This is a genomic window from Paenibacillus sp. CFBP 13594 (genome assembly GCF_014842675.1).
Lineage (GTDB): Bacteria > Bacillota > Bacilli > Paenibacillales > Paenibacillaceae > Paenibacillus > Paenibacillus amylolyticus_B.
The window spans coordinates 441556-466297 of sequence record NZ_JACYVQ010000002.1; the positions used below are offsets into that span (position 1 = coordinate 441556).

Here is a 24742-nt window from a genome sequence, read left to right on the forward strand (position 1 = left end):
AATTATATATTTCCACGCACTACGTAGGTTGTAGCTTCGTCATACCCTCGCGTATTTAGTGCCTGGTAATTGGCTAATCTGCTTTTTTATGATTAAAGATAACAGAACTGAATGCAAATGTCCAAAATCCCAACCAAGCAGCTCAACCATTTGATCCAATGATTGTTCTCCCTGTTCCAACAGATAAATCACGCGTTGTTCATCTGGAGAGAGCTTAACCTCAGCGAATATCCCTCGCCCGGAAGGCTCGGTTGTTTCGGTCGAACGTCCTCTATTGTAAGGAAGTTGTTCTGCATTTGGCAAGCCCAATCGATACTCTTCCAATACATCTGCTGCACAAGTGACCAATTTGGCCCCTTGACGGATAAGATTGTGTGCTCCCCGACTTTTCGGCGATGTAATAGGTCCAGGGACTGCAAATACATCCCTGCCTGCTTCAAGCGCAGCATCTGCTGTAATGAGTGAACCACTGCGAATGTCAGCCTCAACAACCAATGTTCCCAGTGTCAGACCGGCAATGATTCGATTCCGTTCCGGAAATAATCCCTGGCGCGCTCTCGTACCTGGTGGATACTCCGACAAAAGCAGCCCCGTCTCCGCGATTCGCTCAGCGAGACTTGTATTTTCGGGAGGGTATATATTATCAATCCCTGTTCCGAATACTGCGATCGTTTTTCCCTTTGCACGTAGTACTGCCTCATGACATACGCTATCAATACCGCGGGCAAGCCCGCTTACAATCGTCAGTCCTGCATTGCATAATTGCTCTGCAAGCTTTTCCCCAACTTTGCGTCCATACACGGTTGGCATACGAGTTCCCACCATGGCAATAGACGAATCGTGTAGCAAACTAACATCCCCTCGAGCATACATTACCCAGGGAGGCTGAACGGTTTCCTTCATTAATATGGGATAATTCTGATCCAGATAAGTAATAACCTCTATCCCCTGATTGTAAACGTGTTCTCTTTTACTCTCAATCCAGTCGATAGTAAATTGGCTAGCCAAACGGGCAGCCTGATCTTTGCGCAAGCCTGCTGCGACCCAGTCGTTTTCCCCATAATTCAATAGTTCGGTTAATTCATGTTGTCCCAAAATCAGTTTCGAGATTGTTTTCTTGCCAATACCCTCCATCTCATGCAACCCAAACAAGATCCATCGTTCTTCCATACCATAAACCTCCCAAAGTGGGAAGAGATCTTCCCTCATATTGTGTGTTAAGTGACCACGGAATGCAAGCGTTTACGCAGATGAGAGACAATTCCTCCCCCTTTTCCCGTAAAAAAAACGCAAAAAAGCAACCCTTCGCCCTGTTCAAGGACAAAAGGTTGCTTACCTTTTCCGTAACCATAATAGTCGGTCTACCAGAAATAAATCATTTCCGAGCCGTTTCTTCTATTATAACGAAAAAGAATTAATGTGTCGTGCACAAATTCAAAATACCGCGTTCCTCAAGTACACTCACCAAAGTTGAACCCATCTCAGCAGGAGTTGGTGCTACTTTGATTCCACATGATTCCAGCTTCGCAATTTTCTCTTTGGCTGTACCTTTACCGCCAGAGATAATAGCGCCAGCATGGCCCATCCGTTTGCCTGGAGGCGCTGTTACGCCACCGATAAAGCCAACAACCGGTTTGGTCATGTTTTCACGTACCCAATCTGCAGCATCCTCTTCAGCTGTACCACCAATCTCACCAATCATGATGACCGCATGAGTCTGTGGATCTTCATTGAACCGTTTGAGGATATCAATGAACTCGGAGCCTTTTACAGGGTCTCCCCCGATTCCTACAGCAGAAGATTGTCCAATGCCACGTGTCGTCAGTTGATGAACGGCTTCATAGGTAAGTGTTCCACTACGGGAAACAACGCCTACGTGCCCTGCCATATGGATATAACCAGGCATGATACCGATTTTACATTCGCCTGGTGTAATGACACCTGGACAGTTTGGTCCGATCAGGACGGTTTTTTTACCTTCCATGAAGCGGTCAACCTTGATCATGTCAAGAACCGGAATACCTTCTGTAATACAGATTACGAGGTCCAGCTCAGCATCAACAGCTTCCATAATGGAATCTGCTGCAAATGCAGGAGGAACGTAAATGACGCTCGCTGTTGCGCCTGTAGCCTCCTTCGCTTCCTGCACAGTGTTGAACACCGGCAGACTAGCTACTGTGCCGTCTTCCAACGTGATATCCACATTAGTTCCGCCTTTACCCGGTGTAACTCCGCCTACCATCTGGGTTCCGTAGTCCAATGCGCCCTTCGTGTGGAACATTCCCGTTGAACCCGTAATGCCTTGCGTAATGACTTTTGTATTTTTATCGATCAAAATACTCACGTTGCTTCACATCCTTACGGTTATTTTTCAATTCCCGGACAGCTCCGGTACTAAGGAATGAACTTATTTTACGAGGGCAACAATTTTCTGTGCACCATCGGCCATGGAATCAGCAGGAACGATATTCAGGCCAGATTCACCCAGAATACGTTTGCCAAGCTCCACGTTAGTTCCTTCAAGACGAACAACCAGCGGTTTGGTCAGGCCAAGCTGCTTCGCGGCTTCAACAACACCATTGGCGATAACATCACAGCGCATGATGCCACCGAAGATGTTAACGAAGATCCCAGCTACTTTGGCATCGGACAAGATGATCTTAAATGCTTCAGTCACCTTCTCCGTTGTCGCACCGCCCCCAACGTCAAGGAAGTTGGCCGGGTCTCCACCGTAGTATTTGATAATGTCCATCGTTGCCATCGCAAGTCCCGCACCATTGACCATACAGCCGATGTTGCCATCAAGTGCTATGTAGCTGAGGTCGTATTTGGAAGCTTCGATTTCTTTTTCATCCTCTTCATCCAGGTCACGCAGTTCCAAAATGTCTTTATGACGGAACAGGGCGTTGGAGTCAAAGTTCAATTTTGCATCTAGCGCGATAACGTTTCCATCTCCGGTAACAACGAGAGGATTGATCTCGGCAATAGAGCAATCTTTTTCGACAAATGCAGTGTACAGCGCGAGCATGAACTTAACAGCTTTGTTCACCAGTTCATTCGGAATCTTAATGCTGTAAGCCAGTTTACGGGCCTGGAACACTTGCAATCCAATGGCAGGGTCAATGATTTCTTTGAAAATTTTCTCAGGTGTAGCTTCAGCTACTTCTTCAATCTCAGTACCGCCTTCTTCGGAAGCCATCATAACTACACGGCCTGTGGCACGGTCCACAACAACACCCACATAATACTCTTTGCGGATATCGCATCCTTCTTCAATCAGAAGACGTTTCACTTCTTTGCCTTCTGGTCCAGTCTGGTGTGTTACCAATACTTTGCCCAGAATTTCGGAAGCATAGGCACGAACTTCATCCGTACTCTTTGCCACTTTTACGCCGCCGGCTTTACCCCGGCCACCTGCGTGAATTTGTGCTTTAACAACAGTCACCGGACTGCCCAATGCCTCTGCGGCCGCAACCGCTTCATCGACTGTATAAGCAACCTTTCCGTTTGGAACGGTAACTCCATACTGTTTCAGTACTTCTTTTCCTTGATATTCATGGATATTCATTCTCGAATCCTCCTATCAACATGACTGCAACAAGGCGGGTTGGTAGACTAACAAAAGACAAATGTTGACTATTTTCACTTAAACCCAATTCATTGTAACACGTTTTTAAAACGCTTTCCTTAAAAAATTAATGTTTAATAGACAGTATTTTGATATGAGTATGATCCCATATTGTGAATGCTTGGGTATATATGGAAAAAACCTCAGCTAAAAACTGAGGTTTCCTTGATGTAAAACTACATTTTATTTTTTGGCTGCGTTCGTGTTGGTTTCGTGAACTTTCTCCAGCAATCCTTTGAACTGACCCAGCAATGTTTCAAACTCTGTACTGTTCAAACACGCATCTCCCTGAATGGATTCAGGTATGGATAATGCCTTGTTCCGCAACTCACGGCCCGAGTCGGTTAGTGTAATTAATACTTTTCGTTCATCCTGAGCCGAGCGTTCGCGATTAATAAGTCCTGCTGACTGCAAACGTTTGAGAAGGGGTGTCAACGTTCCCGAATCGAGATAGAGAGCCTCCCCGATCTCTTTAACCGTACATTCTTCACGTTCCCACAAAACCATCAACACCAAATACTGGGAATACGTTACGCCGAGCACCTCCAGATAAGGCTGGTACATCTTCGTAATCTCACGTGAACAAGCATATATGGCAAAGCATAATTGGTTATCCAGCTTCAAACTGTCAGTCTGCATATGTCTTTCTCACCTGCCTATTGTGCATTCTATTCCTTATAACACAGGAACTATAGTTCTATACTATCACAAAATAGAAAAAAAACAGAATAATTGAGCACAAATGATTTTACTAATCAATTTAATTATGATAAATTAGATTGTGTAAAACATAAATATGATTAGATAATCAGCAGTTCATCCCCATGATTTAACAACAATAATAGATAAGTCCATCGAACAGATCCACGCTTTCTCGAGTCAAATCTAATAAACATAATGAAAGTTTATACGTAACCATTTTCGCCAAAGTAATTTAATGATTTCCTTCCAGAAATAAAATTCAGGGATCAGGAAAGATGACTGCGGCAATGACAATGACAGGTTGACTCCATGATTCCTTTTATATAAAATGCTTAGTAGAAGCTGAGGAAGCACCTTAATTCGTAGACTGACCCGTATTATGCGGAGTCAAGAATCGAGTGAGGTGTTTCTTTGTTATGTACGGAAAATTGCACAGTGCGTGTTTGTACGGAATCGATGGCGTTCTGATCGAGGTGGAAACCGATTTATCCAATGGTCTGCCACAGACGTCCATCATCGGATTACCGGATTCAGCCATTCGTGAGGCCGTTGAACGTGTCCGTGCAGCGATTAAAAACTGCGGATATCAGTATCCTTTACAGCGGATCACAATCAATCTGGCCCCCGCTGATCTGCGCAAGGAGGGATCCTCCTTTGACCTAGCTATTGCTATTGGTTTACTCATGACAAGCGGCCAGCTTGTACTCCCTCCCAAGGAACGGACACTAGTGGTTGGCGAACTGGCGTTGGACGGTTCGATCAGGTCCGTGCCCGGCATTTTATCCATGGTGGATCTGGCCAAACGACAAGGCTTTACGTCCGTGCTCCTGCCTTTGGATAACGTGGAGGAAGCGTCACTGATTCGAGGTATCCAGGTGTTTGGCATTCGTCATTTACAAGATATTGCTCCAGAAAACCCAGATCAACCCGCTAGTTCAGTGAGGATACCAAATAATTCGAATGCAGGACCAGTCGTGTTGAAAAATTATGTACACCTCGCTGCTCCTATAACGGATATGACTCATAAGATGGCGGATAGGAAGCCAAGACAAACACCATTATTTGCAGATGACTATAGCGATGTTCTGGGGCAGCATCATGTAAAACGCGCGCTTATGATTGCAGCAGCAGGCATGCATAACATATTGCTCGTTGGACCGCCAGGCACGGGCAAAACGATGTTAATCAAACGTCTGCCTTCCATCCTTCCTCCTTTGTCAGAAGATGAAGCATTGGAAGTCACCAAAGTATTAAGTGCCGCAGGCAAATTGAAAGAAGCGCCTCAAGGCCTGATTGCAGACAGACCTTTTCGCTCGCCTCATCATACAATATCCACTTCTGGTCTGATTGGAGGCGGTGGTATCCCGAAACCGGGTGAAGTGAGCCTTGCCCACCGGGGCATATTGTTTCTGGATGAATTACCTGAATTCCAGCGCCAAGTGCTGGAGGTATTAAGGCAGCCGTTAGAGGATCGCACAGTGACAATTAGTCGGGCTCGCGCTGCATTCACCTTTCCGGCCCAGTTCATGCTTGCATGTTCCATGAATCCCTGTCCCTGCGGATATTTGTCCGCTCATTCGGAGGAGCAACGCTGCATATGTAGTCCAGCCCGTGTTGCCGCATACCGAGCCAAGATTTCAGGACCACTGCTGGACCGTATTGATCTTCAGGTTGAGGTTCCTCCACCAGGCGAGTGGCGCAAGTCTGCTGCTTCCCCTTCCTCTGAAGAAATGCAGGCAAAAGTGATCCACGCTCATCAAATTCAGGCTACACGTTATGCCAAAAGTTCGGTTCGTTGGAATAGCCAGCTATCCGGCACGCTTTTGCGACGAACAATCCATCTCCCCCAAGAGGCAGAGCAACTGTTAGAGCAAACGCTGCAAACATTAAACCTGAGCATGCGTGCACATGATCGGATTATCAAGATGGCACAGACCATTGCCGATCTGGACCATGAAGGTGAAATTGTGACAGCTCATGTGGCTGAAGCCATCCAGTATCGTCAACTGGATCTTAATTTATTTTGAAGCTATTTTAAGAAGCATATGGAAGAAGAACGGGTCGATTTACCCAAAGGCAGTGAAATGGGCATGCAACTGTAGACAGCAGAGGAAAATCGAGAAAGGTGCCTTATGCAGATTCTACAATGCGGATACGCCAACATGACAAAAAACGTACAAGCCCTTCTCTTCTGTGAAGAAAGGTACTTGTACGTAAATTTCCCTGTAACATAAGGGGATCGTATATAGCTAAGGTCTACAATAATTTAATAATATATTATTCAAAAAGAGTGAGTTTGTCCTTAGCTGGTGTGCGTTCTTTGGCAGAAGGAATAACATCAGGGTATCCCATATAAATCATGCCTACAATCTTCTCTCCCGCCTCTATTCCAAGCGGTTTGCGGAATTTGGGAGCGTACAAAAATGGCTTGGTCACCCAGAACGTTCCAATGTCTTCACTCCAGGCTGCAAGCATAAAGTTCTGAACCAAAGCACTGACCGCAGCAAAGTCTTCGTCCCAGATATTCTGTCTTGGATCTTCTTCCAGCACGACAAGCATAACGGATGGAACTTGCATAATATTGGCTGAGAATTTGTTGTCTTCTCCCATTTCTGCATCAATAGCCTCAGCCAGTTTCTTCCGTCCATTCCCGGTAAACAATAAAAATCTCCAAGGTTCACGCAGTTTATGGTTAGGAGCCCAGACTGCGGTGTCCAGCAATTCTATAATCTGCTGTGTAGGAACAGCTTCTTTTTTGAATTTTTTCACCGTACGACGGTTTTGAATCGCATTTCTGACTTCATTTATTGTTTTCGTAGCTTTACTCATCGGCCGTACCTCCTGTTTATAATATGATTTGTAACCCTAACGATGGGTTACGGTCTGGAACAATTCGTTTATGACAAATCAAAGATTAAAACTCCAGATTACATCCTTGATTATACACCCTTCTGTTCACGAGATTCAAAGGGAAGGCGTCGACTCCTAGGGCTACAGGCATTAAAAATGGTAAAGACGGCTCCGAATACTGATCTACCGAGGGCGATCATCATGTCGGAGCCGTCTAATTAATTTAGCATCTTAATACTATTCAAAAATCACATCAATGATGAATCAATATGAGCCTGCGCCTTCAAATGTGCCATTAACAAAATCCATTTTGTTATACTTCTCTTGGTTACCTGCAACATCTGTACTGTAGTACTCTACCACCTTGACATCAGGGGCATAAAACTTGACGGGTCCTTCATAAGTCTCCCATGCTCCCCCATTGATTCGATATTGCGTTGTTTTTACACCCGAACCTTTGACTTCGTCCGTTGCCTGAAGTCTGAATGTAAATCCTTTGATGTATATTTTCCCATTCACAGTATCTGTAATAGGAACTAATCTGTACTTGGTTACTGGAGGTGTAATATCTGCATCTTTCTTAAGTACGATATTAAACGTATTATGATCTCCTTGTACGAAGGTAACGTTCTGAGTAGATTTTAAGTATCCTGCTGCTTCCCCCGTTATTGTTCTGGTGCCTGTTGGCACGCGCTTTATGAAATAATTTCCTTGAGCATCCGTTGTTGTTGTTGTTGCCGAGCCTCCGGCATTCACTTTAGCTCCACTTACTGGATTGCCCGCCTCATCTACTACTTTCCCCCGCACATGTGCGGCTTCTGTCAAAACAACATCTACGATTAAGGTTTTTCCAGCCTGAACATTCAATCGATCCTGTTCATAAAGCATATAATCCGCAGAATCTACCCAGATCGCAATGTTCGGATTGTAGTCAAAATCAAGCCCAGTAACGGCATAACGGCCTTGCTGATCTGTTTTAACCGGGCGATCCAAGGCTCCTGTTACTTTGACCAAGGCATCTGGAATCGGTTTGCCTGTTTGATCGGTTACAGACCCTACAATCGTAGAAGGTTCATATAGCTCGAAATTAACCAGAATCTGTTCTCCTTCTGACAAATAGTAGGTATTACGGTGCCTGTCTGTCACATAGCCCTCTGCTTCAATTATAAAACTAATTTCCGTATAATCCTGGACAGACTCAAGTATGGAATAATTTCCAGTGCCATCTGTCTTTACGCTTTTTTCAGTTTCTTCCCCTTGATATCTAAGGGAATACTTGATTGTTGCATCTTGGATAGGAAACCCTTCGAGATCAGTAACTTTACCTGATATTTTTGCCTGGCTAGACGGATCCGCTGCATAAGAAACTCCGGAATACATGATTCCAAACAAAATGAAACATAAAGATAGTGTACTTAGTCGAATGATCCATTTGATACTTGTCTGCATCTTCTCACTACACCTCACCATTTATTTTATTGATCAAACATTCCTCTTTAACCTCTTAAATTAACTGACCATAAGTTCAAGCTTCCAGAATTCTCCGTCCCAAACATATTGCCAAATCCCCTGTCCACCGTTCATGGTCTCGCTGATATCCAGCACTTCCATCCGAGGGCACTCCCATACTTGTTTTACTGTGTTGTTCGAAGTATTCTGAAGCTCTTTCATACATCCCACCAACCTCTCTTTAAATTTCAACTTTCTTAGTTTATTACAAATGATACATTTTGTATCCATAAATTTCTGAAATACAATGATTTTATTATCAATGCCCTATCCTCTGTTTAATGATTTCATAGTTAAATCAAAAAAAGCCGCAGCTCCTGTATAAACAGGAACTACGGCTTTAGTATATTAACTAATTTTAAAACTAAAACGAATGCAAAGATAAGACATAATTAAACTTGTACTTCGAAATCACTGACCAACACACATTAAAAAGATACATTTCGTATCAATTAATACAGCAATAACAACTTGGAGTGTAATTCTTAAAAAGCATTAACAATATGATTCACAGAGACAGGTTTTCCTGCTTGATCAAGCATTACGGCAATTACATCAAAACGGATCTGAAGTTCCGTCTCTCCCGTCATTTGCAAATAAACGGATGCGGTTGAACGCACCTGCTGCATTTTACGCATATCAACCGATTCCTGAGGTGTACCGTACTGAGCGGCTCCACTTCTGCTTCTTACTTCTACAAAGACAATCAGACCCTCGCAGGAAGCAATGATGTCAATCTCACCGCTACGGCAACGCCAGTTCTGTCTAATGATCCGATAATCGTTCTCTCGCAACCATTGACAGGCAGCCTCTTCACCTAATCGGCCTTTCTGCTGTCGTGTGAGCTTTAATCCTGGCTCCTGACCCAATCTACGGTCTACCATGACTCATTTTCCTCACGTCCTGAGGCCATTCGATCTGCACGGTAGACGTACGTTAGCACCTCTGCGACCAGTTGATACAGTTCTGCCGGAATCTGTTCATCCAGATCCAACTTGGAGAGTACCTCCACAAGTGCTGCATCCTCCTGAACTGCCACGCCGTTTTCTCTGGCTTTATCCAGAATGGCTTCTGCCACTTTACCGCGCCCCTTAGCTATAACAACAGGTGCTTCACTCTCTCCAGGAACATATTTTAGGGCAACCGCCTTTTTGGAGAGCAGGTCCGGTTGTGACGACTCGTCTTTCATACCTTCAAGTCCACCCCTTTGTAACGTTCAGGACTATAATCCGAGGCCGTCATTTTCCGCTCCGCGCCCGGCTCCTGGCCCGCAGGCCACGGTTCCGCCTTGAAGGTCAGCAGTTGATAGCCCAGCTTGTCCAATGCCTGATGGATGACCTCTCGTCCGCTCTCCAGGAGCGGTCCCATTCCTTCGCGATCATTCAATACACGCAGACTGACAATGTTATTAACCACATGGACATCTACCAGAGTAGGCCCAAGACTTTTCATGTCCAGATCAAACCATAGACGGCAGTTGGACGCATCCAGCTCTCCACGAGGTCCACGACGTGATTGAATCTGAACAGACGCCGTTTCTTCCCCGTCCGGTCCAGTGATCGGAATAAACCAGTGCATCTGTGCAAAGGTAGCACTGCGATCTGTCGTCAGCAATAACTGCTGACCTGTCAGATACTGCACGGCCTGTCCGGCGGCATCCTTAAGCGCCGCCGGTGCACCTTCGCTGCTGGCAAGCTGCAGCAGCAAGCCCTTCAGCGTGTCCGCATTCGCCGGACTCGCCGCATCCCCCACGCGCGGCTGCGCTGCCGCGCCGTGAACGGCCTGCTGCTCGTGCTCCGCACCGAGCAGCTTCAGCACGCGCCCCACCCACGGGTCCCCCTCATGGGTGACAGGCGCGTGCACTGCCGCAGCTCCCGCAGGTGCTGCGGCATTACCGCCAGCCGGCGGCGCATCAGCGCCGGCTGGCAACGGCTGCGGCACGCCTCCGGCAGCCGCAGCCGTCTGGCCGCCCTGCGATGCAGGGGCAGCCTGTGCTGCCGCACCAGGCTGTGCCGGTGCGGCAGTGGACGCGCTGCGCAAGGCGTCCAGGAGCGCCAGCAGCTTGGGCGCCAGCTGCGCTGCCGTAGGCGCTGCTGGCGCCGCCTGGCCTGCTGCGGACGGCGTCCCCGCAGCAGCAGGCGTTTCAGCGCGGCCGTCAGTCCGCCCGGCCGCGCCTGTTTCAGGCTGGCCTGTAATTACACGGCCAGCCACAGATTCAGCTGCCGCCCCCGGTGTACCCGGGCGGCTCCCGACTTGGCCCGCGTCAGCTCCGCGCGGGCTCTCCCCAGGTATTCCGGTTCCAGACGGAATACCTGCGCCCCCTTTGCCAGCCGTTTCAACGCTGCTGGCAACTGCCTTTGCCCCGGCTTCAGCATTTCCTGCCCCTGCGCCAGTCTGCAGGTTTCCTTTCACCGCAGTACCTGCATCCTCTGCCCCGCCATCCGTCATGGATATAGATCCTGCCAATGCCGCTTGTCCTTGTTGCGTCGACAAAGCAGGCGTTCCGGTTCCAGTCACCTGACGACCATTGCTTGATGCAACCAATCCTTCTTCCGCCTGTGATGCATTCGGTACAACAGGTGCACCAGCCATGACTGCTGGTTTCATCGCAGCAGATTGTTCTCCAGGCAATGCCGGTTTACCTGTAGTTTGAGTAAGCATCGTTTCCAACTGGTCAGCCAACCCACTTAACAACTGGTGCAGAGGGGGGCCAAACACCGTCTGGTGTAATCCTTTTACTGTTTCCGCCGTAACCGGAAGACCACGCTGAAAAGCAATCCCCGTCGCCTGCACCCATTCTTCCACAGGAACCTGTGCGGGTTTGGCAGTCATCATATTCTGGACCATAGCCACATTATCCTTCGTTAGAGGCAATCCGCTACGCTGCATGGCAAGTAACAGCTCCCGGTTCCCTTTTGTATCCGGCAGTCCGACATCCTTAAGCAGGTTGTTCAGCGAAGCTTGTGGCAGCTCAGCAAGTGTACCCGTCATAGGTTTCATTACCGTTATGCCATTTTCACCTGGAGGCTGCACTTGAAGCAACGTGGTCTCACCCGGACGGAGTGGAGTCTCCAACTTGGCGCGCACTTGCACACCTTGAATCTGCAGAACTGCTTCTCCTCCATCATCGGATACACTAACGACGGAGCCACGAACCACCTGACCTTCCTTTAATTCAAGCGGTTTGGCATTACCGGGCTTACTATCTCCCATTAACCCCTTTATCATGGAACCGATATTCAAATCTCTCCCCCTCCTTTCTTCAAACCTGTGTTAAAACAACGATTGCTGCTCTCCAAGCAGGTTGCCCAGAAAACTGCGCCGATGCATCGGGGTTGCCCCCAATGCCATAATTTGCTCCCGATGAACTTTTGTTGCATATCCTTTATGTATCGACAAACCATATTCCGGATATAACGTATCCCATTCTTCCTTACACAGCCGATCTCGCGTTACCTTGGCAATAATAGATGCCGCTGCGATCGATTGACTATTAGCGTCACCTTTAATGATGGACAGTTGAGGTACATTTACATCCACCTTCTCGGCATCCACCAGCATATAATCAGGAGTTTCTCCCAATGCTTCAACAGCTCGTTTCATCGCAAGTCTCGCAGCCTGCTTGATGTTAAGCCGATCAATTGTCTCTGCATCCGCGTACCCGATACCTACCGCCAGCGCTTTTTCCATAATGATGTCATATAATGCATCTCGTTTTTTCTCCGTTAATTTCTTGGAGTCATTCACACCTTCCAGGATAAGATCCTTCGGTAAAATAACCGCCGCTGCAACAACATCCCCAAACAAACAGCCCCGTCCTACCTCATCAATGCCAGCAATACGTTCAAATCCACTGTCCCAATACTCCCGCTCGTAGAGCAACAGGTCTCGAGGTTCACTGGCTTCTTTTTTCTTCTTTGGTCCAATCGGTGTATCCAGTAGATTCAACCCGATCTCTTCATTATTTTCAAACATAATACTCATCTCCTCTACCCACGCTTTTTCAGCATGCGTATCACTTACAACTTTTTTATAATATAGACGTAGATCCTCTGTCTTTTGTTCTGTACAACCTGTCTCTCACAGCAAAACTTTTCCTTGAGGTTTACAATAATAAAGATAGTTATGTCTTCATTTATCGGTATTTGATGGTTTAAATTGAATATATCAGACCTCGTCTAATTTAAATTGCACCACCATTCATCATAGCACGAATTAGATACACCTGATATATAGGTCAGCCAATTCCATAAAGCGTACTGTTCTTCAATCCTCTTCCATTTTATCGTTTTCGACGTATGTTCCAGCTCTTCTTCCGCTTTTGTATACACAAAAAAACGACCGCTCCCGGTAATCCGGTAACGGCCGCTTCTTTCGGCACTTGTATATATGAAATGAACAAATGAAGATAATGATCTTCATCGTGTAGAGTCCATTTTTTTAATAGGGAGCTTCCATAGAAAAACGTCCCATTTTTCCCGCTCGCAGTTCACGCAGAAATGCTCGTGATGCTTTTTCCAGATCAATGCGTCCACCGCTTACAACACATCCACGGATACGACCGACTTGTTCCATAATCGCAATAACACTGTCTGAATCATCTGCATCTTTGGAGAACTCCTGAAGTCCGTATCTCTCTTCAAGAGCGTCCCAGTAATAACGCATCAGGTAACTGATTCCAAAAAAGGCGATATCCTCTGCATTCAAAATTTCCTCTTTGATTGCACCTGTTACGGCAAGACGATAACCTACATTTTGATCTTCGAACTTGGGCCAAAGAATACCCGGAGTATCCAATAACTCCATTTCTTTGCCAACTTTGATCCACTGTTGCCCCTTCGTCACACCAGGACGATCTCCTGTTAACGCAATACTCCGTCCAGCCAGTCGGTTAATCAGTGTTGATTTACCTACATTGGGAATCCCTACGATCAACCCGCGAACCGCACGAGGATTAATCCCTTTGGCAATTTGACGATCAATTTTTTCTTTAAGAAGAAGCTTGGCCTGAACGGGAATATCTTTAACATTGGTTCCCGTCGAAGCATCTACAGGAAAAGCGGTAATTCCTTCTTTTTTGAAATATTCAATCCATTCTTGCGTCACTTTTGCATCTGCCAAATCCGATTTGTTCAACAAAATCATCCGGGGTTTATCCAGCAATATTTCGTCAATCATTGGATTACGGCTGGAGACAGGCAGACGGGCATCCAATAGTTCGATGACCACGTCGATGAGCTTTAACTTATCCTGAATCTGGCGTCTGGCTCGAGTCATATGACCTGGAAACCATTGTATCGTCAACTTGTCTTCACCTCATTATTTACTTCAATTTCAGTGGTTGATCCACTTGATCTCACCGATCGGCCAGAAAATCACATCTGCACGACCAATAATATCTTTTAACGAAACATAACCGATCATACGGCTGTCTGTACTATTTGGACGGTTATCTCCCATTACAAACACATGACCTGCCGGCACTTTGCCATCAGGGAACTGTTCATTCGGGAAATCCTTCACGTTATAGGTTCCACCATTTGCTTCAGCTGCATCAATGGCTCCTTGAATATACGTTTCATCAACCTTTTTACCGTTAACCATAACGGTATCGTCTTGAACCTCAACGGTATCACCTTCTACAGCAATAACACGTTTAATGAAATCTCGACCTTCGGATGGTACATGGAAGACGATAACTTCACCGCGCTTCGGTTCTCTGATATCATATAAGATTTCGTTGACAATCACACGTTCACCCGTTTCAAAGTTCGGCTGCATGGACGGACCGTCCACAACAAACGGTTTGAAGAGCAACCACCGAATGAGAATGACAAGAACTAATGCGATAACAATAGCTTTAAGCCATTCAACAATTTCATTTTTGGCTTTTTTGGATCGACTATTTTTCTCTTCGGCAGGATTGCCCCGGTCATGTTGAACTTCTTGTTCCATTCAAGATCTTCCTCTCTTCACAGTACATGTTTATAGCAGTACACACATCCAGCATTCTGTATCGTTCCAATAACTCAATGGATGGATACAAAACATTCACATCAGTTATGTAATCTTTCACCAAGCATTACAGTACATTTAATCCACAATTCAAATGCCTTCAAGAGGTTGTTCAAAAAGTCGGTACTGAAACCGGTCTTTTGAACACGCACTTCAATAACTGATTTTACAAGCCTCCCGGACTATTCACCGCATGTGTTGCCATACCATTTTACTCGGAAGTGTACCTCCGGTTCAACTTTTCCCGGACAAAAACGAAAAGGGCTTGTCTCCAAGCCCTTCCCGGTATCCGTTATATTAACGAATTTCTTTAATTCTCGCTGCTTTACCGCGTAGTTCACGAAGATAATAAAGCTTCGCACGACGAACTTTACCACGGCGAGCCACTTCGATTCTATCGATTTTAGGGGAATGAAGCGGGAAAGCTCTTTCCACACCTACACCGTAAGAAATTTTACGAACTGTAAAAGTCTCACTGATTCCACCACCACGGCGTTTAATCACAACACCTTCGAACAATTGGATACGTTCGCGAGTTCCCTCGATTACCTTAACGTGCACTTTCAAAGTGTCACCAGGACGAAAACTCGGAAGATCCTTGCGAAGTTGTTCTTGTGTAATCGCTTGAACGATATTCATCTATGACTCCCTCCTTCCATACAGGCGTTCATACTTCTTCCAGAGATCACCTTGTCTCCTTCATCATCCATAGAGGACCGCCGTATTCCACATAACAGACTTATTGTATCACGCAGCATATCAAAACACAAGAGAATTTAAACAAATGCCTATTGTTCAATCTGCCACTCTGAAACTCATCCATCACATGTTAACTTCATTCTAAAATACATTCTCCCATATGGATAGTGAATCAACGCTCTCATCTGCAAGTCAACCTGATACAGGAAAAAAAACTGTAACTTCCAGTGTAGTAATATCGTCTATGATATAACTTATTGACCACTTTAAAAGGAGAATACCCAGACTTATGAAATATTGGAAAAAGATCACACTTGTCCTACTCGCCATGCTCACATGCTCCATTACACTATATTCATATGCCGTAACTCACCCAACGAATGCACTGTCACACAAAGCCTGCACATCCTGGGACATAGTCAAACGCAAAGCATTCGAGCTGTCACACACTGACTTCTCTAACCAATCTGCGCTGGATCGTTCTACCTTCAGGATTGAACAAGGTACTGCTACAGAAGTACCTGTACTGATGTATCATTACATAGAGCCCAAATTGAATAATCACGAGACAGATAATAAATCCATCATTAATCTGGAGGATTTTGAGCAAAATATGAAATACCTGCATGATGAAGGCTACCGCACGATTACACTGGATCAGCTTGAGCAATATGTTAGCGGGAAGATTTCCCTGCCACAGAAATCCATTGTGATTACCTTTGATGATGGATACCAGAACAATTATACATTAGCTTACCCTGTGCTTCAAAAATATAATTTTCATGCCTCGCTGTTTGTCATAGGCAGTAAAATTCAAGATCAACCTTCGGAATTTGAGCCCGCAATCAACAGTTTCATCTCCAAACCAGAGATGCAGGCAGCAACTGATGTATTTGAATTTAACAGCCATACCTATAACCTGCATCACAAGGGATTTATGCGCTGTGGTAACAGTGTTCCTGTCGGTCTGGACACCAGTCTTCTGGATGATGATATCCAGCATATGAAGCAAACCGGAATAGACACACCTTATCTGGCCTATCCTTTTGGTTATACCAGTACACAGATGATCTACAAGTTACAGCAACATGGATATCGCATGGCCTTTACCGTAAAGTCTGGATTTGTGCATCCAGGAGATCATCCCATGAAGCTGCCTCGCTTGACGGTCACGACAGGTACTGATTTGGCGATCTTGCTTCAACCCGAATCCAGTCCGCAGAACGAATTATCTGCATCGGAGAATGACCAGTAAAATCTAGATTTTAACTTCACCGCCCGGATACAGAGTCGAGCTATACAGCCTTTTAAGCTGTGGCTTGGCTCTTTTTGCATCGGTAAGTGATAATGTCATCGGAGAGCTGGAATACATCACCGCTTCCTCTGCGTCATAGATAATGATCTGTTCTTTCCCCGTCTGAACCAGGTCTGCATGCACCGCATATCCCTCTTTCGGAAATTCAGTAACCGTTTTCATATCTCCATCTACCAAAGAAGGCAACACATTTCCACCTCTGCGATACGCCAATATATAATCGAGTCCACCCTCATCCCAGTTACACACAGGCTCTATAATGGTTAACCAGCCCCGAGTCGCGCGATTTTCTTTCCAAATTTCTTGCCCTGCGCTATCCAGCATGAACATTCCATCCTTACCATGCTCATCCCCTCGGACAATCCGGTCCAGGCCTGCAATCTGTAAACCTTCCATTCCAGTACAAAAATGACCCAATGCAATATGCTGTGATTCAATCGAATCTTCATAACGCCACTTCTCATTACCATAGCGGTCCATCATGACCGTGACACTGCCACCGATAACAACCTCAACTTCCCCATCACCGTCAACGTCTCCAAACCATATACAGTCAGCATGATCCTCGAGATTATGACAAGACCATAACAACGTCCCATCATGATCCAGCATGTCATATCCGGCCATCACTTCATCTTTCCCATCTCCATCGATGTCATATACCCATGGAAAATGTCCCGGATTCCCTTCATGCTTCCATAACAAATTAAAATCATGGTCGAGTGCCCATAACGTCCTATAGCGGTCTTTCAGTATAATGTCCATTTTCTGCTGGTTATCCGTCAGGTTGGCGAGAATAATGCAGTCATGTGCTTCATCCCCTGGCAGATCACGTGTTTCTTTGATCTCTCCGGTCCGGCCATCCAACACGAGAAATTGTTTGTCCATAACACACAATACTTCATTATTTCCATCTCCATCCCAATCTGCGATCTGAGCGGGATAGTCTGAACCCGGACCACCTGCATCGGGATCAGGAGTTCCAACCTGCCATAGTAATGTTCCTTCCAGATCAAACGCAGTCAAACAACATACCTGATGTGGGACATACCGATCGTCTATACCCCCATCTGCCTGTACCAGCAACATTTCAAGTCTGCCATCCCCGTTTAGATCCCCCAAAAGCATTTTGCAGCGTTCTCCAGCTTGGCTAATATCTACTCTGGCGATTTCATAAGGCTGATGATTCATAACCTTCCTCCTCAGCTATCTTTATTATTCAAATCCAGCTGAGTTCACCATAAAGAAAATCCCTTTCTTTTACAACCCTATTTAGAATCATGCAAAAAAGTTCAAAGCTGCAAAAAAGTGCCTACGTAATTAAACGATTTAAATGAATGATTTTAAACCCACTCTAAAAACTCAAGGCGATTGCCAAAAGGATCATTTATATAGAAACGTCTTACTCCTTCATCTGCTCTTGCTTCGTCATCGACAATATGAATTTGGTTATAAATGAGATGATCACGCAACTGATCCAAATGTTGTACATGAAATGCCGGATGAGCTTTTGTGGCGGGAATAAAATCTTTTTGTACTCCAATATGCACTTGGTGTCTGCCACACTCGAACCATACACCACCCCGTTTTCTCAGAATTTCAGGTTTGGGAATCTCCGTCCAGCCTAACAGGTTATTGAAAAAATGACATGCCTCCGCTTCACAACCTTCAGGTGCCGCGAGCTGAATATGATCAAGACCAATAATATTGTAAGCCATTCATACACCGCCTTTCGTTTCACTTAATGAAACTAAGTTTCATTATTATACTTACATTTTATAAAATATACTAATGAAAATCCAGTATTCTTTTCAATGTACACAAAAAAAAGCCAACCTTTGGTATCAAGGTCGGCCTTTTCGAACTCTGGAAAATAATATTTACGTGTTTATACGATACATATACTTACTCTGTGCTATCTTTACGGTTCGGGCGTATCTTTTTCAACCAAATACGTTCTTTATCCGTCAAATCGGCCTTTTCCAACATCTCCGGTCTGCGCTCCAGCGTACGAAGCAACGACTGTTCTCTGCGCCATGCCTCAATGTTCAGATGATGTCCCGACAACAGCATATCCGGTACTTTCATGCCCCTAAACTCGGGTGGACGTGTGTAGTGTGGATATTCGAGGAGTCCAGTACTGAATGAATCCGTCACAGCACTTGTCTCATTGCCAAGCACACCGGGTATAAGACGTACGATACTGTCGATCGCAACCATAGCAGGTAACTCCCCACCCGTGAGTACGTAATCACCAATGGATAGTTCATCCGTCACGAGAAATTCGCGGATACGCTCATCGTAACCTTCATAATGCCCACATATAAAAATCAGATGATCTTCTTGCACAAGTTCTTCTGCTTTTTTCTGTGTAAACGTCTCACCTTGCGGACACATTAGAATGATACGTGGAGATTTCATCGATGCCGCAGCTTCTCCGCGTTGCTCCAGAACATCTTCTACAGCAGCAAAGATCGGATCTGGTTTCAGCACCATGCCCCCACCCCCACCGTAAGGAGCATCATCTACTGTATTATGTTTATTGGTCGCATAATTACGGAAGTTGGTTGCACCAAGGGATACGAGCCCCTTCGTTTGAGCTTTACCCAGAATGCTTGCTCCGAACACACCGTCAAACATCTCCGGAAATAGCGTTAATACATCCACTTTCATGTTACAGCAGCCCTTCCATCAGGTGAATCTTCACTTGCTTCTGTTCGATGTCCACATCAAGTACTACATCATCAATAACGGGAATCAGCACTTCTTTACCTGCAGGCGTTTTGACAACCCATACATCATTGGCACCCGGAGTCAAAATTTCAGAGATGGCTCCAAGCGTTTCACCCTCTTCGGTGATAACCGAACACCCAACGATTTGATGGAAGTAGTATTCACCTTCCTCCAATTCAGCCAGATTCTCTTTCAACACTTTGGCCATGCCGCCCTTAAACTTCTCTACTTCATTAATATTGCCATACTCTTTCAGACGAAGAATATACATATTCTTATGCAAACGTGCAGATTCCACGTTAACTATGACGGGATGATTATCTGGTGTAAAGAAAAACAACTCTGCATTTTTCGCGAAACGCACTTCTGGGAAATCGGTTATAGGCATGATTCTCACCTCACCGCGAATTCCATGCGTATTAACGATTTTACCTACATTCATAAACTCTGCCATAAATCCTCCTATAAAATTAAATCAAATTAAACAGGTGCCTCGACTCTGGTACAGCCGTTCCGGCGACGGTTCGTTCTTTCGATCGCTGTTACCCCCTCATTTTGAAAATTGCTTTAAAAGGTGAAAATGAGGTGATAGCGTATGCTTCCGATGTAGCTTTCTTTCAGAAAGCTTTAAGGCGAGCGCTAACGCTTCTCCAGAATCGATTCCGTCCCCCGCACTGCTCCGAAGTCACTCATACCCAAAAAATTTAATACAATATAATATTTAGTCTAACATATTAGTTTCAGCATGCACGAAAAGGGGCTAGGACATGCATCCTAACCCCCTTTCGTATATCTTTAAGATATGATATCAACGGTAACCCGTTTATCCATCTTAACTGCTGCTGATGTGACGACCGTACGAAGTGATTTCGCGATTCGTCCCTGTTTACCAATTACCTTCCCGACATCGTCAGGATGAACGGTTAACTCATAAACGACAAGCCGGTCTTTCTCAACCGTCCGAACCGCCACATCTTCCGGATGATCGACTAAAGCCTTAGCAATTATGCTTACTAATTCTTCCATAGATGACCCTCCGAATCAGCACTTTATTTAGATAATTTAGACTCGTGGAACTTCTTCATCACGCCCGCTTTGCTAAGCAAGTTGCGGACAGTGTCAGATGCTTGTGCACCGTTTTGAAGCCATGCCAATGCTTTATCTTCATCGATCTTAACAACAGCCGGTTGTTCAACCGGGTTGTAGTAACCGATCTCCTCGATAAAACGACCGTCACGTGGGGAACGGGAATCCGATACCACTACGCGGTAGAAAGGAGCTTTGTGAGCACCCATACGTTTCAGACGAATACGAACTGCCATTTGAAAATTCACCTCCTTCAATGAAATCTGTATATGATCCAGCTTTGCTTAAATCAACGGAAAGGAAACTTCATTCCTTTGCCCATACCTTTAAGCTGCTTCATCGCTTTATTTTTACCGCCTTTAGGTCCCATCATATCCGAGAACTGTTTCATCATGCGGCGCATCTCATCAAACTGTTTGATCAGACGATTTACTTCAGCCAGAGATGTTCCGCTTCCGGTAGCAATACGCTTCCGGCGGCTGTGGTTGATCATGTCCGGGTTACGTTTCTCCTCGGTCGTCATTGAGTAAACGATCGCTTCGATCCGGCCCATCTGTTTATCATCAACCTTCAGATCCTTGGCTTGTTTCATCTTGCCCATGCCGGGAATCATATCCATGATCTGGTCGATTGGTCCCAGCTTTTTCACCTGATCCATCTGCTCCAGGAAATCTTCAAACGTGAATTCTGCATTACGCATCTTCCGTTCCATTTCCTTGGCTTTATCGGTATCAATGTTTAATTGTGCTTTCTCAATCAGAGATAACATATCACCCATACCGAGGATCCGTGAAGCCATACGTTCCGGGTGGAACGGCTCCAAAGCGTCAAGTTTCTCTCCAAGGGAAGCAAACTTGATTGGACAACCCGTAACTGCTTTGACAGAAAGCGCAGCACCACCACGAGTATCTCCATCCAGCTTTGTCAGGACAACCCCGGTCAGATTAAGCTGCTGGTTAAAGTGTTCTGCTACGTTAACCGCATCCTGACCTGTCATGCTGTCTACGACAAGCAGTACTTCATCCGGATTCACTACGCTGTGAATCTGGCGAAGTTCTTCCATCAGTTCTTCATCAACATGCAGACGTCCAGCTGTATCGATAATGACATAGTCATTACCGTTATCTTTGGCATGTTGAAGACCTTGACGTGCGATCTCAACAGGGCTTGTCTGATCTCCCAGTGTGAATACCGGCGCTTTGATCTGCTCGCCAAGTACTTGCAACTGTTTGATCGCTGCCGGACGATAAATATCTCCTGCAACAAGCAATGGTCTGCTGTTTTGCTTTTGCAGCATTTTAGCCAGTTTACCCGATGTGGTTGTTTTACCAGCACCCTGCAAACCAACCATCATCAGCACCGTAGGCGGTTTGTTCGCTTTAGCCAGTTTTGCTTGGCTTCCACCCATCAAATCCGTTAGTTCCTTGTTAACGATGTCGATGATGACCATTCCTGGCGTGAAGCTCTCCATCACTTCTTTGCCAACAGCCTTCTCTTTCACCTTGGCGATGAATTCCTTGACCACTTTGAAGTTTACATCCGCTTCGAGCAATGCCAGACGTACCTCGCGCATAGCCTCGGCTACATCTTCATCAGACACCTTGCCTTTGCCGCGCAGCTTGCTGAACACATTCTGTAATCGGGTCGTTAATCCTTCAAATGCCATGATCCCACCTCCTTAAGCTTTAATACTGTTTTCAAGACCGATCCGTTCCGCTCAGCCAATTTTTCATTCACTAAGCTGAGCAACGATATCGTGTATTTGTTTGTTGTTATCAATGGAGACGCCTGCGCGTTCCAATGCATTTTGCAAATCTTCAAGATTGCGATTACGCCGTTCATGCTTTTCCAGCAAGCCCAGCTTGCTTTCGTAATTTTCCAGCACTTGTTCGGCACGCTTGATATGCTCGTATACCGCCTGGCGGCTGATCTCAAACTCGGCTGCAATTTCACCAAGTGAGAAATCGTCATGAAAGTAATACTTTAGAAAAGTCTGCTGTTTCTCGGTAAGTAACAATTCATAAAAAGCAAACAGCAAGTTAATCCGGTTTGTCTTCTCAAGCCGATTTTCTTGACTCACATCGGGGCACTCCCTTCGTCAAGGAAAAACACTTTACACTCTTGCAACGTTCCTAATAATACCTAAAACAAATCAGGTTGTCAAGCAAAAATACTTGTCACAATAAAAACAGCTCTGATGATATGTTATTTCGATGTTTAACGGGCGGTTTATACCTTTTTCACTACAAGCAAATTCTATCTGTATCCCTGCGACCCACCTCGATGTAGAAGAAAAAACGAATGCATCTCAGTCCGTGGAGATGCATCCGTTTATGGTGTTCTAACGAAGTGGTGTCAGGTACAGCAGTACCATAAAGAAATGAAGAATACTGCCTGCTAGCACAAAGAGATGCCAAATCGCATGGTGGTACGGAAAACCACGCCATACATAAAAGAGCGTACCCAGTGTATACATCAGGCCTCCAGCAACCAGCAGCACAATGCCGCCTGTAGGAATGGCAGCCATAAGCGGTTGCCAGGCAATAACGATGAGCCAGCCCATCGCAATATAGAAAATCGTGGACATGAATAGAAACTTTTTCGTAAAAAACGCCTTAAAGATCACGCCGAATAATGCGATACCCCAGATTATACCGAACAGGGTCCATCCAAGTGTACCGCGAACAGCAATAAACAAAAGCGGAGTGTACGATCCCGCAATAAACAAATAAATGGAAGAATGATCGAAAATCTCAAATAAATCTTTCACTTTTCCATCTTTCCATGCATGCACGAGTGTAGAGCTTGTATAGAGCAACAGCATGGTGATTCCGTAGATCGTGAAACTGACCACATGCCAAGCCGTGCCTTTCATACTTGAAAATACAATCAATATCACCAGTGCAGCTACACTGAGTGCAGCGCCGATTCCATGTGTCACCGCATTGGCGACTTCTTCACGGCGAGAATAGGTATACGTATTGGCCATTTTCAACCGTCCTTTCTAACCCTTTAACATTGCCTGCTTTATTCCTCCATTATACACGTATTGCCAGTGACATTACACGTGACACTTATCACGTATATCACTGGCAATACGGTTAACGCTATTCATTTGTCCAATTAATAATGTCTAGGAATTAGCTTCCTTTTCTTCGACACTTTCAGCTGGCTGTTCCTGAATCAATCCGGCGAACAAGGCATGCACGAATTGCTCTGAATCAAATTGTTGCAGATCATCGATCTTCTCACCCAGTCCCACGAGCTTCACTGGCAAATCCAACTCCTGACGGATCGCAACAACGATACCCCCTTTGGCCGTTCCATCCAGTTTCGTCAGTACGAGGCCAGTTACACCGCTTTTCTCACCGAAAAGTTTAGCCTGGTTTAAAGCATTTTGACCTGTTGTTGCATCCAGTACCATCAGTACTTCATGCGGAGCATCCGGAATTTCACGCTGAATGACACGATAGATCTTGTTAAGCTCGTCCATCAGGTTCGATTTGTTTTGCAAACGACCTGCTGTATCACAGAGCAGAACATCCGCACCCCGTTGTTTCGCTGCCTGTACCGCATCATACATAACCGCTGCTGGATCAGAACCAGATTGCTGTTTGATCACATCGACACCGGCACGTTGTCCCCATACTTCCAGCTGTTCGATGGCTCCGGCACGGAACGTATCTCCAGCTGCCATGATGACTTTTTTACCTTGTTGTTTAAATCGATGTGCCAACTTGCCAATCGTTGTTGTTTTACCAACACCGTTAACGCCAACGAACAAAATAACGGTAATGCCATTCGGATTCATTTTCAATTCGTTATTCTGTTCACCGCGAAGAAGACCCGTCAGTTTCTCGGACAATACAGGCTGCAGCTCAGCCGCGTCCTCAATTTTGCGTTTTTTCACCTCAACGCGCAGGTCTTCGATCAGATTCATGACTGTATTCACGCCAACATCTGCTCCGATCAAAATCTCTTCCAGTTCTTCATAGAACTCTTCATCGATTTTTTTGCGGCGGATTACGAGATCCGACACTTTTTCCACTAACCCTTTACGTGTCTTTTCCAATCCATCCTTGAACTGTTTGGTGACCGACTCCGTTTTGCTTGCAATGCTGTCTCTCAGCTTTTTAAAAAAACTCATAAAGCCCCTCCATCGTGTCCATAATCTAAGCGCTTCTGCAAAAATGCTCAATCTGAAT

Annotated in this window: 26 protein-coding genes; 2 read left to right on the forward strand and 24 right to left on the reverse strand. The window is 45.5% G+C overall.

The annotated features are described in order from the left end of the window. Positions 1 to 39: 39 nt before the first annotated feature. The 4 genes from dprA to IFU39_RS09470 all read right to left on the reverse strand — a co-directional run bounded on the left by dprA (position 40) and on the right by IFU39_RS09470 (position 4267). A complete protein-coding gene (gene dprA / locus IFU39_RS09455) occupies positions 40 to 1170 on the reverse strand; it encodes a DNA-processing protein DprA (protein ID WP_192132340.1) in 1131 nt (376 codons plus the stop codon). Positions 1171 to 1414: 244 nt separating this feature from the next. Beyond that, positions 1415 to 2344, reverse strand: a complete 930-nt coding sequence (gene sucD, locus IFU39_RS09460; RefSeq protein WP_192132343.1) for a succinate--CoA ligase subunit alpha — start codon at positions 2342 to 2344, stop codon at positions 1415 to 1417. Positions 2345 to 2407: 63 nt separating this feature from the next. After that, positions 2408 to 3568 (reverse strand): ADP-forming succinate--CoA ligase subunit beta, encoded by a 1161-nt coding sequence (gene sucC, locus IFU39_RS09465; RefSeq protein ID WP_036609384.1) that lies wholly within the window; start codon positions 3566 to 3568, stop codon positions 2408 to 2410. A 243-nt stretch (positions 3569 to 3811) separates the two neighbouring features. Further along, positions 3812 to 4267, reverse strand: coding sequence for a MarR family winged helix-turn-helix transcriptional regulator (locus IFU39_RS09470; RefSeq protein ID WP_036609387.1), 456 nt, complete (start codon positions 4265 to 4267; stop codon positions 3812 to 3814). Between the two features lie 479 nt (positions 4268 to 4746). Between IFU39_RS09470 and IFU39_RS09475 the strand changes: the two genes are divergently transcribed. Next, positions 4747 to 6357, forward strand: a complete 1611-nt coding sequence (locus IFU39_RS09475; RefSeq protein ID WP_105598202.1) for a YifB family Mg chelatase-like AAA ATPase — start codon at positions 4747 to 4749, stop codon at positions 6355 to 6357. 250 nt (positions 6358 to 6607) lie between these two features. Here IFU39_RS09475 and IFU39_RS09480 read toward each other — a convergent pair whose 3' ends face one another. The 10 genes from IFU39_RS09480 to rplS form a co-directional block, all read right to left on the reverse strand. Next, complete coding sequence (locus IFU39_RS09480) at positions 6608 to 7159, reverse strand: nitroreductase family protein (protein WP_105598201.1); 552 nt, start codon at positions 7157 to 7159, stop codon at positions 6608 to 6610. A 285-nt stretch (positions 7160 to 7444) separates the two neighbouring features. Next, the gene (locus IFU39_RS09485; protein ID WP_192132345.1) at positions 7445 to 8629 is read right to left on the reverse strand and encodes a carboxypeptidase-like regulatory domain-containing protein; all 1185 of its coding nucleotides are present in this window, start codon (positions 8627 to 8629) and stop codon (positions 7445 to 7447) included. 60 nt (positions 8630 to 8689) lie between these two features. Further along, entirely contained in the window at positions 8690 to 8851 is a 162-nt protein-coding gene (locus IFU39_RS09490) for a paeninodin family lasso peptide (protein WP_139331839.1), read from the reverse strand. A 323-nt stretch (positions 8852 to 9174) separates the two neighbouring features. Further along, positions 9175 to 9573, reverse strand: a complete 399-nt coding sequence (locus IFU39_RS09495) for a YraN family protein (protein ID WP_091017321.1) — start codon at positions 9571 to 9573, stop codon at positions 9175 to 9177. After that, the gene (locus IFU39_RS09500) at positions 9567 to 9878 is read right to left on the reverse strand and encodes an EscU/YscU/HrcU family type III secretion system export apparatus switch protein (protein ID WP_091017323.1); all 312 of its coding nucleotides are present in this window, start codon (positions 9876 to 9878) and stop codon (positions 9567 to 9569) included. Before IFU39_RS09500 ends, IFU39_RS09495 begins: the two co-directional genes overlap by 7 nt. Further along, the gene (locus IFU39_RS09505) at positions 9875 to 11917 is read right to left on the reverse strand and encodes a DNA ligase (protein ID WP_244660933.1); all 2043 of its coding nucleotides are present in this window, start codon (positions 11915 to 11917) and stop codon (positions 9875 to 9877) included. The genes IFU39_RS09500 and IFU39_RS09505 overlap by 4 nt, the downstream gene beginning before the upstream one ends. 45 nt (positions 11918 to 11962) lie before the next feature. Then, a complete protein-coding gene (locus tag IFU39_RS09510) occupies positions 11963 to 12664 on the reverse strand; it encodes a ribonuclease HII (RefSeq protein ID WP_091017327.1) in 702 nt (233 codons plus the stop codon). A gap of 465 nt (positions 12665 to 13129) precedes the next feature. Beyond that, positions 13130 to 13993: a ribosome biogenesis GTPase YlqF gene (gene ylqF, locus IFU39_RS09515; RefSeq protein WP_036670353.1), complete on the reverse strand. Its 864-nt coding sequence runs from the start codon at positions 13991 to 13993 to the stop codon at positions 13130 to 13132. 30 nt (positions 13994 to 14023) lie between these two features. Next, on the reverse strand, positions 14024 to 14644 hold the full coding sequence (gene lepB, locus IFU39_RS09520; protein ID WP_017689211.1) for a signal peptidase I: 621 nt from the start codon (positions 14642 to 14644) through the stop codon (positions 14024 to 14026). 357 nt (positions 14645 to 15001) lie between these two features. After that, positions 15002 to 15343, reverse strand: a complete 342-nt coding sequence (rplS, locus tag IFU39_RS09525) for a 50S ribosomal protein L19 (RefSeq protein WP_017689212.1) — start codon at positions 15341 to 15343, stop codon at positions 15002 to 15004. 349 nt (positions 15344 to 15692) lie between these two features. Between rplS and IFU39_RS09530 the strand changes: the two genes are divergently transcribed. After that, positions 15693 to 16658, forward strand: coding sequence for a polysaccharide deacetylase family protein (locus IFU39_RS09530; RefSeq protein WP_091017328.1), 966 nt, complete (start codon positions 15693 to 15695; stop codon positions 16656 to 16658). Positions 16659 to 16661: 3 nt separating this feature from the next. Here IFU39_RS09530 and IFU39_RS09535 read toward each other — a convergent pair whose 3' ends face one another. The 10 genes from IFU39_RS09535 to ftsY all read right to left on the reverse strand — a co-directional run bounded on the left by IFU39_RS09535 (position 16662) and on the right by ftsY (position 24684). Next, positions 16662 to 17909, reverse strand: a complete 1248-nt coding sequence (locus IFU39_RS09535; RefSeq protein WP_192132348.1) for a hypothetical protein — start codon at positions 17907 to 17909, stop codon at positions 16662 to 16664. A 152-nt stretch (positions 17910 to 18061) separates the two neighbouring features. Continuing rightward, positions 18062 to 18436: a glyoxalase gene (locus IFU39_RS09540; protein WP_192132350.1), complete on the reverse strand. Its 375-nt coding sequence runs from the start codon at positions 18434 to 18436 to the stop codon at positions 18062 to 18064. 187 nt (positions 18437 to 18623) lie between these two features. Further along, positions 18624 to 19391, reverse strand: coding sequence for a tRNA (guanosine(37)-N1)-methyltransferase TrmD (trmD, locus tag IFU39_RS09545; RefSeq protein WP_091017334.1), 768 nt, complete (start codon positions 19389 to 19391; stop codon positions 18624 to 18626). Position 19392: 1 nt separating this feature from the next. Then, positions 19393 to 19905 (reverse strand): ribosome maturation factor RimM, encoded by a 513-nt coding sequence (gene rimM / locus IFU39_RS09550; RefSeq protein ID WP_192132352.1) that lies wholly within the window; start codon positions 19903 to 19905, stop codon positions 19393 to 19395. Between the two features lie 341 nt (positions 19906 to 20246). After that, on the reverse strand, positions 20247 to 20477 hold the full coding sequence (locus tag IFU39_RS09555) for a KH domain-containing protein (protein ID WP_024630185.1): 231 nt from the start codon (positions 20475 to 20477) through the stop codon (positions 20247 to 20249). Between the two features lie 23 nt (positions 20478 to 20500). After that, a complete protein-coding gene (gene rpsP / locus IFU39_RS09560) occupies positions 20501 to 20773 on the reverse strand; it encodes a 30S ribosomal protein S16 (RefSeq protein WP_017689219.1) in 273 nt (90 codons plus the stop codon). Positions 20774 to 20826: 53 nt separating this feature from the next. Further along, positions 20827 to 22203: a signal recognition particle protein gene (gene ffh, locus IFU39_RS09565; RefSeq protein ID WP_062833767.1), complete on the reverse strand. Its 1377-nt coding sequence runs from the start codon at positions 22201 to 22203 to the stop codon at positions 20827 to 20829. Between the two features lie 63 nt (positions 22204 to 22266). After that, complete coding sequence (ylxM, locus tag IFU39_RS09570) at positions 22267 to 22617, reverse strand: YlxM family DNA-binding protein (RefSeq protein ID WP_017689221.1); 351 nt, start codon at positions 22615 to 22617, stop codon at positions 22267 to 22269. A 261-nt stretch (positions 22618 to 22878) separates the two neighbouring features. Then, entirely contained in the window at positions 22879 to 23526 is a 648-nt protein-coding gene (trhA, locus tag IFU39_RS09575) for a PAQR family membrane homeostasis protein TrhA (protein ID WP_017689222.1), read from the reverse strand. Between the two features lie 144 nt (positions 23527 to 23670). Then, complete coding sequence (gene ftsY / locus IFU39_RS09580; RefSeq protein ID WP_149846517.1) at positions 23671 to 24684, reverse strand: signal recognition particle-docking protein FtsY; 1014 nt, start codon at positions 24682 to 24684, stop codon at positions 23671 to 23673. Positions 24685 to 24742: the final 58 nt, after the last annotated feature.